This is a genomic window from Myxococcus sp. CA033 (genome assembly GCF_013336625.1).
In the GTDB taxonomy this organism is placed as follows: domain Bacteria; phylum Myxococcota; class Myxococcia; order Myxococcales; family Myxococcaceae; genus Myxococcus; species Myxococcus llanfairpwllgwyngyllgogerychwyrndrobwllllantysiliogogogochensis.
This window is the reverse complement of the sequence record NZ_JABUMU010000011.1, coordinates 151,858-168,840: the sequence shown is the minus strand read 5'-3', so window position 1 is coordinate 168,840 and position 16,983 is coordinate 151,858. Positions and strand designations below refer to the sequence as shown.

12 protein-coding genes are annotated in these 16,983 nt (G+C 70.1%); 8 read left to right on the top strand and 4 right to left on the bottom strand.

Translation table 11 applies throughout. From position 1 onward, the window contains the following. The first annotated feature begins 21 nt into the window (after positions 1-21). On the top strand, positions 22-2,592 hold the full coding sequence (locus HUA78_RS25170) for a S8 family serine peptidase (RefSeq protein ID WP_174477320.1): 2,571 nt from the start codon (positions 22-24) through the stop codon (positions 2,590-2,592). Between the two features lie 66 nt (positions 2,593-2,658). Here the strand turns inward: HUA78_RS25170 and HUA78_RS25165 are convergent, their stop codons facing one another. Next, positions 2,659-3,399, bottom strand: coding sequence for a metallophosphoesterase (locus tag HUA78_RS25165; protein ID WP_371745659.1), 741 nt, complete (start codon positions 3,397-3,399; stop codon positions 2,659-2,661). Positions 3,400-3,588: 189 nt separating this feature from the next. Here HUA78_RS25165 and HUA78_RS25160 point away from each other — a divergent pair, with 189 nt between their 5' ends. Next, complete coding sequence (locus tag HUA78_RS25160; RefSeq protein ID WP_371745658.1) at positions 3,589-4,179, top strand: biliverdin-producing heme oxygenase; 591 nt, start codon at positions 3,589-3,591, stop codon at positions 4,177-4,179. Between the two features lie 6 nt (positions 4,180-4,185). On the opposite strand, the gene HUA78_RS25155 is transcribed toward HUA78_RS25160, so the two are convergent. Further along, positions 4,186-4,743: a DUF420 domain-containing protein gene (locus HUA78_RS25155; protein WP_174454526.1), complete on the bottom strand. Its 558-nt coding sequence runs from the start codon at positions 4,741-4,743 to the stop codon at positions 4,186-4,188. 171 nt (positions 4,744-4,914) lie between these two features. Between HUA78_RS25155 and HUA78_RS25150 the strand changes: the two genes are divergently transcribed. The 6 genes from HUA78_RS25150 (at position 4,915) to HUA78_RS25125 (ending at position 14,876) form a co-directional block, all read left to right on the top strand. Continuing rightward, entirely contained in the window at positions 4,915-6,951 is a 2,037-nt protein-coding gene (locus tag HUA78_RS25150) for a DUF1585 domain-containing protein (RefSeq protein WP_174477319.1), read from the top strand. After that, the gene (locus HUA78_RS25145) at positions 6,951-7,628 is read left to right on the top strand and encodes a hypothetical protein (protein WP_141641750.1); all 678 of its coding nucleotides are present in this window, start codon (positions 6,951-6,953) and stop codon (positions 7,626-7,628) included. Before HUA78_RS25150 ends, HUA78_RS25145 begins: the two co-directional genes overlap by 1 nt. Positions 7,629-7,645: 17 nt before the next feature. After that, entirely contained in the window at positions 7,646-9,043 is a 1,398-nt protein-coding gene (locus HUA78_RS25140; protein WP_174454529.1) for a DUF1501 domain-containing protein, read from the top strand. 5 nt (positions 9,044-9,048) lie between these two features. Continuing rightward, complete coding sequence (locus HUA78_RS25135) at positions 9,049-10,614, top strand: hypothetical protein (RefSeq protein ID WP_174454530.1); 1,566 nt, start codon at positions 9,049-9,051, stop codon at positions 10,612-10,614. Between the two features lie 40 nt (positions 10,615-10,654). Next, entirely contained in the window at positions 10,655-14,395 is a 3,741-nt protein-coding gene (locus HUA78_RS25130; RefSeq protein ID WP_174477318.1) for an FG-GAP-like repeat-containing protein, read from the top strand. A gap of 67 nt (positions 14,396-14,462) precedes the next feature. Then, positions 14,463-14,876, top strand: a complete 414-nt coding sequence (locus HUA78_RS25125) for a hypothetical protein (protein ID WP_174477317.1) — start codon at positions 14,463-14,465, stop codon at positions 14,874-14,876. Positions 14,877-14,886: 10 nt separating this feature from the next. Here the strand turns inward: HUA78_RS25125 and HUA78_RS25120 are convergent, their stop codons facing one another. Further along, the gene (locus HUA78_RS25120; RefSeq protein ID WP_174454532.1) at positions 14,887-15,834 is read right to left on the bottom strand and encodes a DMT family transporter; all 948 of its coding nucleotides are present in this window, start codon (positions 15,832-15,834) and stop codon (positions 14,887-14,889) included. 77 nt (positions 15,835-15,911) lie between these two features. Next, positions 15,912-16,862, bottom strand: coding sequence for a non-homologous end-joining DNA ligase (ligD, locus tag HUA78_RS25115; protein WP_371745657.1), 951 nt, complete (start codon positions 16,860-16,862; stop codon positions 15,912-15,914). Positions 16,863-16,983: the final 121 nt, after the last annotated feature.

The following is a 16,983-nucleotide window of genomic DNA, read 5'->3' as shown; positions in this document are numbered from 1 at the left end:
TCCTGGAGGGGGTTCTCTCGAATGCGTCGTCTATTGCTCGTCGGAATGTTGCTGCTCTCCGCCACGTCGTGTGACGAGGACGGCGGGGGCGGGCCTGATGCGAACTCCGGCACCGTCGCGGGGACGCTGACGCCGTTCCGCAGCAACGAGCAGTCCTCCGAGGGTGGAGTCTCCCGAGCCACCCACCTTCCCTTCGGCAAGGGCGTGCTGGCGCGGCTGAAGGACTCGATGCGCGGCGCGAAGGCACAACGCGTGCGCCGCTCGGCGGTGGACCAGACGGACCCGGGCCTGCCCATCATCCCCGCGCCGCTGGGGCCGCCGCCCCTGGCACGCATCCCCCAGGAGGACCCGACCATCGCTGGTGACGTCGTGGTCCGCTTCGAGGAAGCGGGCGTGTCTCCCGAGCACGTGTTGTCCGCCACGGCGCTCCCGGGCTACCGCGTGGTGCACAAGGGCCATGCGAGCGAGTACCTGCACCTGGTGGGCTTCGAGGCGGAGGACGGCCACGCGGTGACGACGGACGAGACGCGAGAGCTGGTGTCGAAGCTCGCGGCGGTGCCGGGCGTGCGCTACACGGACCGCAACCTGCGCATGTACAAGACGGCCGTTCCCGACGACAAGGGCTACGGCCTCCAGTGGCACTACCCCACCATCAACCTGCCGGCCGCATGGGACATCGAGTTCGGCGCGGACGGCGTGGTGGTGGCGGTCATCGACACCGGCATCGTCTCGCACCCGGACCTCAACACCCACGTGGTGCAGGGCTACGACATGATTGCCGACCCGACCAACGCGGGTGACGGCAATGGCCGCGACCCGAATCCCCTGGACGAAGGGGGCGATGAGCCGCAGGGCGGCTCGTCGTGGCATGGCTCGCACGTGGCGGGCACCGTGGCCGCGGTGACGAACAACGGCGTCGGCGTCGCGGGCGTGGCCTGGAACGCGCAGCTTCTTCCGGTGCGCGTGCTGGGCAACAAGGGCGGCAACAGCTTCGACATCGCGGCGGCCATCGCCTGGGCCACCGGGGGTGATGTGCCCGGCATCACCCAGCGCCCGGCCAAGGCCGCCAAGGTGGTGAACATGAGCCTGGGTGGCAGCGCGCCGCCGCAGCCGCTCTACCAGGACGCCATCGACGCCGCCGTCCGTCGCGGCGCCATCATCGTCGTCGCCGCCGGCAACGAGAACGTGGACGCCTCCAACAGCACGCCGTGCAACCAGGAGAACGTCATCTGCGTGGGCTCCACGGGCCTGTCGGGCCGGCGCAGCAGCTTCTCCAACTACGGTGCGCGCGTGGACGTGGTGGCCTCCGGCGGTGAAATGGTGGAGGACATCAACGGCGACGGCTACGCGGACGGCGTGTTGTCCACGGTGCTGGATGACAACCGGCAGCCCGCGTATGCCTTCTCCCAGGGCACCAGCATGGCGGCGCCGCACGTGGCCGGCGTGGTGGCGCTGCTGGCGGCGACCGCGGCCAAGCTGAGCGCGGACCTCACGTCGAGCCAGGCGGAGAGCGCGCTGAAGACCACCGCGACGCTGATTCCCTCCCCGCTGTGCGCCGGAGGTTGTGGCGCGGGACTCATCAACGCGCAGGCGGCGCTGCGGCGCATCCAGAGCACCGACCCGGCGTTGGAGCCGCCGAAGCTGAGCGTGTCGACGAGCACGCTCTTCTTTCGGCAGAGCGTCACGCAGCAGCTCACGCTGAGCAACGTGGGCGGCCGACAGGGCGGCGACCTGGTGGTGACGGCCACTGTTTCGGGCGCGCAGCAGTCGGCGGTGTCCTTCCCCGGGGGAAGCACCAAGACGGTACCCGCCTACGGCTCGACGACGCTGGACGTGGCGGTGAACACGGCGGGCCTCGCGGATGGCGACTACGTGGTGAACCTCAACCTCGCGGGCTCCGGAGCGGCCGGCTCGGCGACGGTGGCGCTGAAGATTGGCGTGGGCACGTCGGACGACCTGGATGCCATTGTGGCCTTCGTCTGGCAGAACGCGCTGACGGGCGAGTGGGAGGCGGCCCAGGAGGCCATCACCGTGGCTCGCGCGTCGCGCGGTTACGACTACTCCCTAGCGCTGGAGCCCCGGACCTACTACGCGCTGGCGACCATCGACGACGACGAGGACGGCGAGCTGTTCGAGGACGGGGAGCGCACGGGCTTCTGGCGCAACGTCGACTCCTTCGAGCCGCTCGACGTGGAGGCCGGTGACTCCACGCCCGGTATCAGCTTCGACCTGCTCCCGCTGGCGCCCATCGACGATGACCCGACGCTGGACGTGGGCGCATCGTGCACGGATGACTCCGACTGCGCGGAGGGGTTCTGCAACACGAACTTCCCTGGAGGCTACTGCTCCCTCGTGTGCAACACGACGGCGTGTCCCGCGGGCTCGAAGTGCTACACGGTCAGTTCGTCGGGGCTGAAGAACTGTCTGGACAGTTGCTCCCGCGAGGTGGGAACCGGTCAGGGTGACTGCCGTTCGAGCTACGTCTGCTACAGCGACGGCACTGGCATTGGCGCGTGTCAGCCGAGCTGCATCGGCTCCGGCCTCAACTGCTTGCCTCCGGCCACGTGTCGGAGCGACGGCTTCTGTCGCTGAGTCGCCGTCCGTGGCGAAGCGGGTTCCCGGTGAGGTCGACCGGGGACCGCGCGGCGCCTCACGTCTTCACGCGGACGGCTTCGCGCGTTCGAGCAGCACCGCGCGACTGTCCACGTTGAGCACCTGGGTGCCGCCAGGAAGGGTGGCGAGCGGCGTCTCCCAGTGGGCATGGCCGCAGACCACCAACAGGTTTGCGCGCCTCTGCACGGACTCCCGGATGACGGGGCTGCCGCGCAGCCGCGTGCCCTCGACGTCCGGCCCCTGATGCAGCACCAGCACGTCCGGTGTCTCGCGCAGCGTCGCATCGAGCTGTCGCAGGAAGTCCGTCTCCCCGCGTCGGCCGGCCTTGTCCGGGTTGCCGATGATGCCACCCACGCCGCCCACGCGAAGGCCCTCCAGGTCCACCACCTCGCCGTCGAGCAGGTGGATGCCGGGGCGCTGCTGGAAGCGTACTTGCTCGCGCGCACCGCCGAACGTGTCGTGGTTGCCGGCCACGCCCACCACCCAGCGGAAGTGCTCGGCGAAGGCCTGCCAGACGGCGCGCACGTCACCGGAGGCGCCGCGCACATTCGCATTCGCTTCCGAGTACAGGTCTCCCGCGAGCACCACGCCGACGGTTCCCGGCTGGGGCAGCGTGCCCAGCTCACCAAGAATCGCCAGCTCATCGGCGAGCACTTCTCCGAGCAGCGCCACCGCACCGTCCTGGAGTGCATGGGGAGCCACGCCCTGGAGGTCGGAGAGCACCAGCAGCGCGGCGACTTCGTCCGGGAGCGCATCCACCGTGCCGCGCAGCAGGGGGAACAACACGGTCTCGCACCCACCCCGTGGCGCGGCGGCTTGGTAGGGCAAGCTGTAACAAGGCACTTCGTCGAGCGTCAGGATTCGCATGGCGCCCCGGTCGGCCGCCTCCCCGCGTTCCTGACAGGGAGCCCCGGCGGCGTTGGTTGGGATTTAGCCATTCCCTCCGAGCCCGGGTGGGGCCATCTTGGTTGGACCGTGTCCCTGCTGCCGCGACTCAAGACGGAAACCCGCCCCCACCACGAGCGCACCGAGTCCGCCGTGCGCTTGCTGGAGCCTGGACTGACGCTCCAGGGCTATCGCCGCCACCTGGAGGCGCTCCACGGCTTCCATCTCCCGGTGGAGGACCAACTCACCACACTGCTGGGAGCCGCGCTGCCCGGGCTGCGCCTTCAGGAGCGGGTCAAGGTGCCGTGGCTGGAAGCGGACCTGCGCGCGCTCGGCCATGACACGCCGTCGCTCGCGCGGCTGCCAGGGTGCCCGGAGCCACCGCCGCTGCTCGGTCTGCCCGAGGCGCTCGGGAGTTGCTACGTGCTGGAGGGCGCCACGCTCGGAGGCCAGCTCATCCTCCGACACCTGCGCCGCCACTTCGAGGGAACCCCCGCGGGCGACTTCGTCTTCTTCCGCGCCTACGGTGACGACGTGGGCCCCCGGTGGCGCGCCTTTGGCGAAGTGCTCACGCGCGCATCCGTGGACGCGGCCGACCCTGCCTTCGATGACCGCGTGGTGAAGGGTGCCCAGGACACTTTCGACGCCTTCGAGCGCTGGCTCCGACGCGCGCTGCCCTGAGCGTCGCTACAGGGACGTCAGGCCGCCGCGCAGCATGAAGTACACCACCACGCCCGTCACCGACACGTACACCCAGATGGGCGCCAGCCACCGCGTCACCTTGCGGTGCCGGGGGAACTCTTTGCGCCACGCGAAGTAGAAGGCCACCAGCGCCAGGGGCACGACACCCATGGACAGCAGCACATGGCTGGCCAGGATGCACAGGTACAGCCCTCGCCAGTCGCCCACGTAGCGCGTGTCTCCGTGCACGTAGTGGTAGGTGAGGTAGCAGACCAGGAACAGCGCCGACGCCGCGAAGGCCGCCACCATCAGGTACTGGTGCACGCGCCGCGCGCCGCGCTTGATGGCCACCCATCCGGCGATGAGCAGCGCCGCCGCTGTCGCGTTCAGGCTCGCGTTGACGGCCGGAAGGAAGCGCAAATCCACACCCTCCACGCCGTCGCGACGGCCCATCAGAATCCACGCGATGAAGGCGAGCGCGAGCGCGGAGACAACACCGGTGAAGACATAAAAAGCCCGGTCGCTCACTCGGGGCTGAAGCGGAGCAGAGGTGGCGTTCGACATGCGCCCTATCTCTCGCGACACGTCCGCCGATGCAACCAATGCAGTAGCGATACACCGTTGTGCCGACATGTCGGATGAAGCGTTCTGTTAGGCCGACTGGATCTTCTCCCTGTAATTCTTGCATACTCAGTCACGGTCGCCCCCGACTCCCCCCCTCCACGGAGGTTCCCCGTGCTCCGCGAGCGTTGCCTTGCCATCCTGGCTGGCGCCGCCTTGTTCCTGGCTCTGCCAGCCTCCGCCGATGAGGCCGCTGTTTGCGCGCCCGTCGCGAAGGTCCCTCCTGAAAGACATCTGCGGCAGCTGACGCTCGACCTGCTCGGTCGGCCGCCCACTTGGGAGGAGTACAAGGCAGTCCAGGCGAAGGGCTCGGTGTCTGAAGAAGACATCCGCGCCATGATGAATGACGAGTTGTTCTACACGCGCGTGCGCAACTTCCACCGCGCCCTCCTGCGCTCGAACATCAGCGCGAGTGTCTTCGACAACGGCAACTCGCGCCTGGGTGGCAACGGCACCAGCGCCGCCTTCGGCTTCGCGAACAATCCGTCCACGGCGCTGCGAGGCGTCAACGGCCAGTCCTGCAACTCCGACATCGAGCAGAGCTCCTGCTTGACGACGACGCAGGACGGGCACGCCGTGGCGCCGCGCACCAGCTGCACGGATGCCATGGGCGTGCCCATGCCGGTCAGCTACGACTACGACACCAACTTCTTCGAATGCACGGAGTTGGCCGTCAAGACGGCCAACGTGGTGACGACCTGTGCCCAACTGGCCGCCCTGCCCGCGACCGACGAATGGGGGAAGTACCGCTACTTCTGCGACAACCGCGGCGCTGCGGCGACCGTGAAGTCGTACCTGTGCCTGCCCGACCCGAAGAAGAACACGACCTCCGTGCTGAAGGAGAAGACGGATGCGGCGACCGGCGGCTCGGGCCTGGTGGTGTCCTTCGACCATCCCAATCCAGAGACCAAGCCGAGCCTCCTGACGCTCACTCGCTGCACGCTGGACCTCGCCATCAACAACAACATCAAGGGGGCCTACTCGACCACTCGCGGCTGCATCCAGCGCGAGGGCTTCGTGATGAAGCCCGCACCCTACTGGGCCCCTGCGGGCTCGCCAGCGACGGTGAAGGTGTGCGCCATCGAGGCCCAGGAGCGCGACCACAACCCCTGGACGCGTGAGTCCTGTGAGACGGGCCGCTTCGCCAATGACCGCAGCTGCGGCTGCGGCGTGGGCATGCGCCGCTGCGGCGTGTCGAACATCGGCCAGACCACGGACCCGCTCTTCGTGCGCAACGTTCACGACATGCGCGTGGCCGCCTTCAACGAGGAACCGCTGCGCATCGCCGAGTCCGTCGTCCGCCGCGACGAGCCCTACTACAACATCCTCACCACGCGCCGCTCGTTCGTGAACGGCACCCTGTCGGAGTTCTACCGGCAGCGGCAGGGCGTGGGTGTCTTCAGCGCCACCGCGCCCGCGCCGTTGGAGTCGATTCCCGCCATCGCCTACACCGACGCCGCGAACTGGAAGGAATACACCCGGGATGAGTCGCACTCCGGCGTGCTGACGACGCCCGGGTTCCTCTACCGGTTCCCCACGCACCGGGCCCGCGTCTCCGAGTTCTACGAGGCGTTCCTCTGCAAGACCTTCGTGCCTGGCTCGGAAACGTCCCTGCCCGACCCCGAGGATTCCTGCAACCGGGAGAACAACCTGGCCAAGCGCTGTGGCTGCAACTACTGCCACGCCACCATCGAGCCCACCGGCGCCCACTGGGGCCGCTACGCCGAGCGCGCGGCGCAGTTCCTGCCGGCCAACCAGTTCCCGCGCTTCGACCCGAAGTGCCGCGACTGCGCCATCAACGGCGACACCAACTGTGGCGGCGAGTGCTCCCAGTACGTCATGCAGGCGTACGACGGTGACGGCGCCAGCAGCCTCGGCCTGCTCAAGACGTACCTGTACCGCACGGCCGACGAGGAGCAGAACATCGAGGCGGGTCCGCGACTGCTCGTGGAGCGCATGTACCAGTCGGGTGAGCTGGAGCGCTGCACGGTGAAGCGGGTCTGGAACGAGTTCCTGGGCCGCCCGATGACGGCGGAGGAGCAGCGGATGTACCTGGCGCCGCTCGCCAGCGACTTCGCCAAGAGTGGCCACCGCTTCAAGTCGCTCATCGAGCGCGTGGTGACGACCGACGCCTACCGGAGGATTGACTGATGCGCCGCTCGCTCCTGATCGCCGCGTTGCTCACGCTGAGCGCCGGCTGCAACAAGTCCACCGAGGAGAAGCCCGGCCCCACCCTGGACGGGCAGCTCGAACCGGTCGCCAACCCCCACCAGCCCGGGGACTTCGACCCGCTGCCGGACCCGGAAGCGCAGGGCGGTAGCGTGGGCCGCGCCCCGCGCCGGCTCACCGTCGCCCAGCTCGACGCCGCCATCCTGGAGGCCGTCGGCCGCCGCTGGGTGAATGGTGGCGACGGCATCGACGCGCGCGCCTCGTCCCTGGGCCGCGCCGACTTCGCCCTCGTCTCCAGCGAGAACACCGAGCCCAACCTGGTGTTCGCCAAGTTCCTGGAGGATGGCGCGCGCTTCGTGTGCATCGCCCAGGCGGGTGATGAAGTGAAGCAGGCGGATGCCTCCAAGCGCACGCTGTCGCGCACGCTGCCGGGCACCTGGGATGACCTGCGCAAGCTGACGGACGCCCAGGTGCGAGAGTTCCTCGTCTACAACTCCCTGCGCTTCTGGGGTGCGCCCCTGGAAGGCGAGGAGCTGACGAAGTGGGTCGGTTTCTTCACCCAGGCCGCGGCCCGGGCGGAGACGGCCAAGCGGCGCTCGGACGCGCTGGCGGTGATGTGCATCGCCATGCTGACCGACGCGCGGTTCATCACCTACTGAAGCTCGGAGTGACTTCGATGAAGAAGAATCGACTCGACGAGAACCACCGTCCCGAGCGCCGCACCTTCCTCAAGGCCGCGGCCGGCTTCATGGGCTCCACGCTGCTGGGCGGGCTGCCCTTCCGCTCCTTCGCGCAGGCGGCCTCGCTGGCCCCGGCCGACCGCTGCTTCGTCTTCGTGTACTTCAACGGTGGCTGGGACCAGTTGCTCGCCTTCGACCCGAAGGACCCGGACGAGTTCACCCCGGACCGCGCGGCGGAGACGCGCATCCTGCCGGGCTACAACCTCATCAATGACGCGCGCTTCTCCGCCATCCCCCTGCGCCCGGAGAAGTCGGGCGTGGGCCGGTCCAACATCGACTTCGGTCCCGCGGTGGGTGACCTGTCGAAGCACTTCGACCGGATGACGGTGGTGCGCGGCATCAACATGAACACGCTGGGCCACGAGGTGGGCTATCGCTACTTCCTCACCGGGAAGATGCCCATCGGTAGCGCGGCGCGTGGCTCCTCCACGGCGACGGAAATCGTGGGGCAGATGAAGCCCCGCGTGCCCATCTCCAACATCGCGTTCAACGTGGAGTCGTACAACGACCGGTACCCGGGCTACGCCAACGCGCTGCGCGTCAGCCGCAAGGACGACCTGCTGCTCACGCTCAAGCCCAGCTCGCAGCTGCTGGACAGCGAAATCGAGAAGCAGTTGGTCGACTTCCGGGGCCAGCCCATCACCTGCGAGGAGGCCGCCTACGGCGCTCGCGGCGTGGGCACCACGTACCAGAACAGCCGGGACCAGATGCAGCAGGTGATGGCCCAGAAGCTGGAAGCGTCGTTCAAGTTCGACGCTCAGACCCCGGAGATGGCGGCGGTCCGGGAACGCTATAGCCTGCCAGAGAGTGGCAACTACGACACCGAGGCGGGACGTGCCGCCATGGTGGCCACCGCGCTCAAGAAGGGCATCGCCCAGTGCCTCACCATCAACCTCACGGGCGGCCTGGACACGCACTTCGGCACGCAGCTCACCCACGCCAACAACCAGCGCCGGGGCTTCGACGCGCTGTCCGACCTGGTGGATGACCTGATCGACACCCCCCACCCGGCGGGCGATAGCTTCATGGACCACACCACCATCATGGTGTTCTCCGAGTTCTCCCGCACGCCGCTCATCAACAGCGCGGGCGGCCGGGACCACCACATCTCCAACTCCTGCATGCTCATGGGCGCGGGCGTGAAGCACAACCATGTCTTCGGGAAGAGTGGAGACATTGGCATGTCGCCCGGCACGTTCGACCTGCGCACCGGCGCCATCGACCCTCGGGGTGAGAACATCTTCCCCGAGCACATCATCGCCACGGTGCTGGCGTCGGCGGGCCTGGACTACAGCATCACCCGCGTGGAGCCCCTTCGTAGCATCCTCGCCTGAACCGCATGCGCACCCATCCCCGAGCCCCCCGGGAGATGGACGAGGGGCGGTCCGCCGCCCCCGTTCTTCTTCGTCTCCTTCCCCTCTGCGCCGCCGTCCTCCTCACCGCGTGCGGCGACGACTCCCTCCCGTTGGACAGGCCCCGGCCCGTCTCCTTCCGGCCCACCGAGGTCCGGTCGAAGACGGCGCTGGCGTCGGCTCCGGGCTTCGCGGACCAGGCCGGTGGCGGCATCTTCGCCAACACCACCGGCACCGTCGTCCGCATCCGGTTGGATGGCTCGCTGGGGGCCCTGGCGCCCCACCCGGGCAACAGCGCCGAGCTGGGCACGGTCAACGCCGTGTTCCGCATGGGGCCGCACAGCGCGCTGGTGGAGGCGCGGAACGGCCTCTTCCTCGCCGAGTCGGGGTGGCTCATCTCCCCGCCGTGGCGTGACGCGCTGGGCCTGGGCATCACCGCGACCACGCAGTCCTCGGATGGCGCGGTGTGGCTGGCGCATCCCACGGGCCTGTTCCAGCTGCGCGACGGCACACTGTCCGCGCTGAAGGTGAAGGGCGAGGCGCTCACCGGCATCACCGCGCTGGCCGCGGCGCCGACGGGCGAGGGCTCCGCGGGCGTGTGGTTCCTGCGCGACGGCAAGCTGCACGTCGCGGTGGCCACCAGCCTGGTGCACTTCGACGTGCGCGAGGCGGGCGCTCCCCTGGAGGAGGGCGAGGTGGTGGAGTCGCTGGCCGGCCTGGGCCCGGGCCTGGGCACCTCCGGAGAGCTGTGGCTGCTCACCAACCAGGGCCTGCTGCGTCGGCCAAGGGAAGGCTGGCGGCGGGTGACCCTGCCGCAGCGGCCGGTGCAACTGCTCGCGTCGGGCCGCTTCCTGTGGGTGAAGTCGAGCGACGCGCTGCTCCTGTACGACGCGGACGCGAACGAGTGGGGCCTGGCGCAGGGAATCGACACGCGTGAGTTCCGCTTCCTGTCCGCGGACGAGAGTGGCTGCGCGTGGGTGCAGCTGGGCGGCGAGACGGTGGCGGTGAGTCGCTCGCCGGCGCCTCGCGTGACGGGCCTGCACCAGGGCATGCAGGTGGTGGAGGACGGGCTCGTGGTGCGCGCGGTGATGCCCACGGGCGTGGAGCCGGATTCCGTCGTCTTCCAACTGGGCGGCGTGGAGGTCCCCGCCACGGGTGAAGGGCCTGTGTACAGCCTGGGGGGCCAGGAGGCGGACGGCACCCCGAAGCCGTACTCCTTCGCGGGCCTGGAGGCGGGACGCCAGGCGCTCGGCGTGGTGGCGCGCTTCCTGGATGGCACCGAAGCCAAACGCCTGGTGCCGTTCGACTACCAGCCCGTGAGCACCGTGGCGCTGAGCTGGGCGACGGACATCCAGCCCATCCATGTGTCGCGCTGCGAGAAGTGCCACGCCACCGGCCCCGGCCGGGCGCTCAACACGTACGAGTTGTGGAAGGAGAACGCGGCGCTCATCACCGCCGCGGTGAGAGACCAGCGCATGCCCGCGGATGGGCCGTTGGACCCTCAGCTCATCTCCCTCATCCAGCGCTGGGCCGCGTCCGGCGCGAAGCCCTGAAGCCCCCGTCGCACCCGCCTGACTCCCCTCGAGGCACACCATGATTCGATTCCCTCGCGTGGCCCCCCTCCTCGCGCTCCTCGTCACGGCCTGCTCCGATGACCTGGACCCCGCGCGTGAGAACGAGCCACCTCCGGAGGTGGACCAGTGCACGGGCCTGCCCCCGCTGGCCTTGCGCGCCGAGCCCGCCCGGGTTCGCGTGGGCAGCCCGGTGTCGCTGGTGGCCAGCGGTGGCAGCGGCCAGTACCGCTACACGCTGGAGGACGGGGGCTCGTCCGGCGAGTTGCGCGCGTCGCGCTTCATCGCGGGGCACACCCCGGGCACCGACACGCTGGTGGTGGAGGACGCCCGCTGCCCGGGTGATGCCCGCACCACGCTGGAGGTGCTGGCCCTCTTCGACATCGCGCCGGCGCGGGCGCAACTGCGGCCGGGCACGTCCTTCCAGGTGTCGACGAAGGGCCTGCTGGGCACGGCCACGTACAACCTGACGCAGAACCTCTCTGGCGGCACGCTCACCGCCGAAGGGCGCTACACGGCGGGCCCCACCGAGGGGCTGGACCTCATCACCGTGCGCGACTCGCAGACGGGTGACGAGGCCATCCTCCAGTACGACGTGAGCAAGGCGGCCCGGCTCGGTGGCGCGCCCGCGTTCCTCGCGGTGCCCTCGGGCTCGTCCGTGCCGCTGGCCACGCGCGGTGGCAGCGACACGGTGGTGTGGACGAAGGTGTCGGGCCCCGGGACGATTGCCGCGGGGCGCATCGGCTTCCTTGCGGGCGACACGGGCGCGGCGGTGCTGGAGGCGTCGGACCCCTTCACTGGAGACAAGGCGTCGGTGACGGTGGTGGTGCTGGACGAGCTGACGCGGCCGGGTCTGGCGCATGGCCGGCTCACGGATGCCGCCACGATGGTGACGGCGGACTTCGACGGTGACGGCACGCTGGACCTCGCGGTGGGCCAGCGCGAGAGCGACATGGGCCGGCCCACGGGCGGCGCCGTGTTCATCTACAAGGGAGGCACGGGCGGGTTGGAAGCGCAGCCGCTGTGGGTGCTCACGGGCGACACGGACACCGCGCAGTTCGGCGACGCACTGGCCGCGGGCGACTTGGACGGTGACGGGCGCGCGGAACTGGTGGTGTCCTCGCCGGGCGCGGACGTGGCGACGAGCAACGCGGGCGCCGTGTACCTCTACACCTTCAAGGGAGGCGCCCCCGCGCCGCTGCGCCTGCAGCTCGCCGGCCTGCTGCGGGATGCCGCGTTCGGCGCGGGCCTGTCCGTGGCGGACATCGATGGCGACGGCAAGGTGGACCTGGTGGTGGGCTCGCCAGCGGGAGACCTGGCGCCCAGCAACAACATCCGCGCGCGCGGCACCGTGGACATCTACCTGGCCACGGCCAGCGCCCCCGTTCCGGATTTGCCGACCCTCCGCCTGGGTGGCTCGGACCTGACGAAGGACGGCGTGCCCATGGCTCGCACGGGCTCGGACCTGGGCCGCGCGCTGGTGACGGCGGACTTCAACAAGGATGGGCGGCTGGACATCGCCGCGCTCAGCCGCGTGTCCCGCTACACCGCGGAAGGCGCCGTCTCCGGTACTCAGGTGGCCATCTCCGTCTTCTTCGCGCGCTCCGAGGGGATTCGCTTCCGGGCGAGCCCGGACGTGTATGTGCTGCCCGCGAACCTCGCGGACTCCAATGAGGGCACGTGGCGGCTGGCCGCCATCGCGGGTGACGGCACGCGTCCGCCGTTGTTGATGGCGGTGGCGGACCGCGCGGACTCGCCGGACCTGAGCGCCAGCGGGGGTGTGCGCTCGGGAGCGGACGCGGGCGGCGCGCTGCTGTTCGACCTGAGCGCCCATGCGCCCACCGGCGACCCGGCGACCACGCCGCCGCAGGTGAAGCGCGAGGAGGCCTTCGCGCGCATCTACGGTGACGCGGCCGGTGTCGTCGCGGGCCGCAGCTTCGCGGTGCTCGACGTGGACGGCACGCCGGGGCCGGAGCTGGTGCTGGGCGCGCCGTATGCCGCGCCGCCCGGGCCGAACAACACCACGCTGCGCTTCGGCGGCAAGGTGCTGGTGTATCCGTTGTCGACGCTGACGAAGGGCGCCGTCATCAACAAGTCGCTGACCGCGCTCAATGGCACGGCGAAGTCGGACACCCTGGGCTCGGGCCTGGCGGTGTGGCGCCTGCCGGACGGTGAATCGCTGGCGGCCTTCTCCGGCCGAGCCTCGTCGGACCAGGGGGCCTTCACCGGCCGCGTGGAGCTGTTCCGCCGAGGCGGCGCCTCGCTGGTGGAGTGGGCACGCACCAGCGCCAATGTGCCGGCGAAGCCCAGCGTGGAGCGCGTGGGCGAGCAGGTGGCGGTGGCCGTGGGGCCCAAGGGCGCGGTGGCGCTGCTGGGCGCGCCGGGCTGGTCGGGTCCGGGCGCCAACGGCGACGGCGATGCCATGTCCATTGGCCGGGCGTACGTGCGCGAGGTGGCGCGGACCGCCCCGGCCGTGGTGGCCGAGGAGGGCGCGCCTTCCCCGCACGCCGCGGGACGCACGGTGGGCGCGGACGTGGCATTCTCGGACTTCAACGGCGATGGGCGACCGGACCTGCTGGTGGGCGCCCCGGGCTTCGTCGTGCCGGCGAGCACCAGCGCGGAGCTGGCTTCGACCTACCAGACGGTTCGACCCGAGTGCGTCACCACGGCCAACCAGTCGGTGGGCGGCGTGCTGGTGTCGCTGGGGCAGGCGGACGGCTCGTTCAAGCCCGCCTATCGCTTGTGGGCGCCCCTGCAGATCGCTACCTGCGTGCCGGAGACGGACGCGAAGTGCAAGCGCTCGGCGCTGGGCCGCGGGTTGGTGGGCGGCTTTGACTTCAATGACGATGGCAAGGAGGACGTGGGCGTGCTGCGGGACAGGGGCATGGAGGTGTTCCTGGGCCGGCCTCCGGAAGATTCGTCGCCGACGAAGCTCACCATGAGGTGTGACCCCGTCTACTCGTGGCCCTCCGAGGCCATCCAGACGAGCGCGCCGACGTCGCTGGGGGATATCAATGGGGACGACTGCGACGACCTCGCGTGGCGGTACGCGGAGGGCAGCCGCTCGGGCGTGGCCATCCTCTTCGGCTACGACGCGGGCGGTGTGCGCTGCGACGGTCGCACCACGCCGACCGTGTGGCGCATCGCGGGCGACAGCGAGGTGCAGCTCAACAACATCGGCCTGGGACTGGCCATCACCCGCGCGGGCAAGGTCATGCGCAACGCGGGCGGCACGGCGGGAGACGGGCGGGACTTCCTGGCCATCAGCGCCACCGCGGTGCCGTTCAACGGCGTCACGCAGCCCGTGGTGCTGCTCTTCGACATCGCGCAGCTCACCACGGCGATGGCGACGCTCCCCTCGCAGAGCGGGCCGTTCGTGCTGGGCGCCTTCGGCGATAAACTGACTCCAGTGGTGGTGGTCCACAAGTCGCGCGCGGTGGGCTTCGGCACGGCGCTGGCGGGCAACGTGGACCTGTCGGGCGACAACGTCCATGACCTGGTGGTGAGCGCGCCGGGCTCCTCCGAGGCCTCGGATGGTGGTGGCGCCGTGTTCGTCTACGCGGGTGCGCCCAACCTGGGCGGCGCGCTCTCGCCGTACTTCACCATCGTGGGTGATGGCGCCGAGCGAGCTCAACTGGGGCAGGACCTCGCGCTCGTGCCGGGCTCGGGCGGAACCCCGCCAACGATGGTTATCGGTGCTCCCCGGAGCTTCCGGACAGGCACGCAGAACGGGACAGCGTTCGCGCTGCCGCTGCGCTTCTAGCTCGGGGGCCATTGGGAACCGCGGGCAGCCGGGCCTATCCTGGGCCCGGCCTCATCGCGGGAGTCTCATGGCAAGGGATTGGGAGCAGGAATGGAGCCACGGCGAGCAACGCGCGTGGCTGGAAGCGCCGGACATCCTCTGGGCGCGCTTCCGGGGCGCCATCACCGAGGACACGTCGCGCTGGTCCTGTGGCCTCTACAAGGCGCTGTCAGCCGAGGGGCGCTTCTACCTGGCGGCGGACATCACCGACTCGCAGCTCAGTCCAGAGTCCCGCCGCTATCTGGTGGACCACGCGAAGGCGGACTGGTTCCTGGGCATCGTCTACATCGGCGCGGCGCTGGAGCAGAAGGCCACCACCAAGAGCCTGATGGTGGGCTCCATGCTCAGCGGTGGGCGTCCGCTGGACGTGCGCTACGTGGACACGCTCGACGAGGCCCGCGCGTGGGTTCAGGAGCACCGCGCGCTGAACGCCTCGCGGTGACGCCCGCGCTTCAGCTCGGAGTGCCCTCGTCGGTGGGACGTGGCGCGGCTTCCTTCGGCAGCACGTTGGCCAGCGCGGCGCCTCCGAGGATGAGGGCGCCGCCCACGACGAGTGACAGGGTGAAGGGCTCGCCGAGGAAGGCGACGCCCAGCACCACCGCCACCAGCGTGTCGAGCAGGGCCATGGCGCCCAGCGCGGTGAGGGAGATTCGCGGCAAGAGCCAGTAGAGGCACAGGTACGTGAAGGCCGTACCGAACACCGCCAGATAGAAGACGGCGCCCATCGCGCGCGGCGTCCAGTTCCCCGGCGAGTCCGCCTCCAGCAGGAAGGAGAGCGCGAGCAGGGGCACCGCGCTGCTGAGCGTCTGGCCGAAGACGAGCACCTGCGCGGGGACGTGCGACATGTAGCGCCGGGCCAGCACGTTGGCCACGGCGATGATCGCCACGGCCACCAGCGTCATCACGACGCCGAGCAGCACCTTGCCGGACAGCGCGAGGCCCTCGACGCCCGAGGAGTGGAGCACCACCACGCCCACCGCGCCCAGGCTCGCCGCGAGCAGCTTGCCCGGCGTCAGGGGCTGGTCCGGCATCAGCACTCGGCCGATGAGCAGCAGCCACAGCGGGAAGGTGGAGAACAGCAGCGCGGCCCAACTGGAGGGAATCCACTGCTGCGCGAAGAAGAGCAGTCCGAAGGGCACGGCGAGCTGGAGCAGTCCCAGCGCGGCGATGCGACCTCCGGTGCGCGCGTCCACCCGTCCGCGCGAGCGCGCGAAGGGCAGGAGGAAGAGGCCCGCCACCAACATGCGGGTGCCGAGGAAGCGCAGCGGCGGCAGGTCTTCCAGCCCCACCTTCACCACGGACCAGGTCGAGCCCCACAGGATGAAACACGTGCAGTAGGCGAGGGCGACCTTCAGCGAGCCAGCCGGCTTCACGGTGCCGGATGCGGTGGCGGAGTCCATGGTGGCGTCGCCATAGCACCCGTTCCGGGCACATGCACTGAGCGCATCATGCGCGCGGGAGAGCAGGCGACCGGGCGTCAGTCCGGCAACTTCTGCGAGTGCTTCAGCGCCGGGGCGAACAGGTCTCCCACCGCATCCAGGCGTTTCTTCAGCGTGCGGAGGTTGAAGCGCGCGGGGTCCAGTCTCCGCGTCACCTCGCTCCACTTCAGGGGCGCGGAGAAGGGAGCGGCCTCGCGTGCGCGCAGCGAGTAGGGCGCCACCACCGTCTTGCCGCGCGCGTTCTGTCCCGCGTCCAGATAGAGCCGTCCCTTGCGCGCGCTGATGCCGCGTGTGGTGGTGGCCAGGTCCCCCAGCCGTGCCGCCAGCGCGTGGGCCAGTTGGTTCGCATGGGCCTGGACCTTCGCGTAGGTGTGCCCAGGGCCCAGCGGTATCAGGACATGCAGGCCGCGTTTGCCGGAGGTCTTCGGGTAGCTCTCCAGGCCCTGGTCCTCCAGCAGCTCACGAAGCGCGAGCGCCGTCGTCACCACGTCCGACCAGCCGCCCTTGCCCGGGTCCAGGTCCATCACCAGGAAGTCCGGCTGCGAGAGCTGGGGTGCATGGCTCAGCCACATGTGGAGCGTGAGCGCGGACTGGTTGGCGAGCCAGAGCAGGGGCTCCTCGCCGTTCACATTCACGTGGCGCAGCGTCTTGTCCACGTGGCGGACGCGCAGCGTGGGCACCCATTCAGGGGTGCCGGACAGCTCGTGTCGGAAGAAGCCGGGGGCCTCGATGCCAGCGGGCCACTGCTGCACGGAGATGGGTCGGTCCGTGAGGATGGGGACCAGCAGCGGCGCCACCTCGCGGTAGTAGGCGAAGACGTCCGCCTTCGTCAGCCCGCTGCGCGCGAAGAGGACACGGTCGCCATGGGAGAGCTTCGCGCGCCCGGACTCCGGGGCCTCGCGACGTTCGGGCGCGGAGGTCCGCGCCGCCTGCGCTCTGGGCGCACGGAGCGCTCCCGTGGTGCGGGGGCGTGCATTGGGGCGGTTCACGTCCCAACGGTTGGCATCCGGGGAACCTGTCGCAATGTCGTGCGCGCTTGGGGGGCGTGCTCTTCCGCCCAGAGTCGCCAGGCAACCGAGCCCCGTCCGGCCCGCTGACTCATCCAGCGCC

What these genes read in the sequence shown, in the direction of transcription:
- HUA78_RS25170 (WP_174477320.1), top strand. Translation starts at nt 22, where the DNA reads ATGCGTCGTCTATTGCTCGTCGGAATGTTGCTGCTCTCCGCCACGTCG.
- HUA78_RS25120 (WP_174454532.1), bottom strand. Translation starts at nt 15,834, where the DNA reads ATGGACTCCGCCACCGCATCCGGCACCGTGAAGCCGGCTGGCTCGCTG.
- HUA78_RS25140 (WP_174454529.1), top strand. Translation starts at nt 7,646, where the DNA reads ATGAAGAAGAATCGACTCGACGAGAACCACCGTCCCGAGCGCCGCACC.
- HUA78_RS25155 (WP_174454526.1), bottom strand. Translation starts at nt 4,743, where the DNA reads ATGTCGAACGCCACCTCTGCTCCGCTTCAGCCCCGAGTGAGCGACCGG.
- HUA78_RS25125 (WP_174477317.1), top strand. Translation starts at nt 14,463, where the DNA reads ATGGCAAGGGATTGGGAGCAGGAATGGAGCCACGGCGAGCAACGCGCG.
- HUA78_RS25130 (WP_174477318.1), top strand. Translation starts at nt 10,655, where the DNA reads ATGATTCGATTCCCTCGCGTGGCCCCCCTCCTCGCGCTCCTCGTCACG.
- HUA78_RS25145 (WP_141641750.1), top strand. Translation starts at nt 6,951, where the DNA reads ATGCGCCGCTCGCTCCTGATCGCCGCGTTGCTCACGCTGAGCGCCGGC.
- HUA78_RS25135 (WP_174454530.1), top strand. Translation starts at nt 9,049, where the DNA reads ATGCGCACCCATCCCCGAGCCCCCCGGGAGATGGACGAGGGGCGGTCC.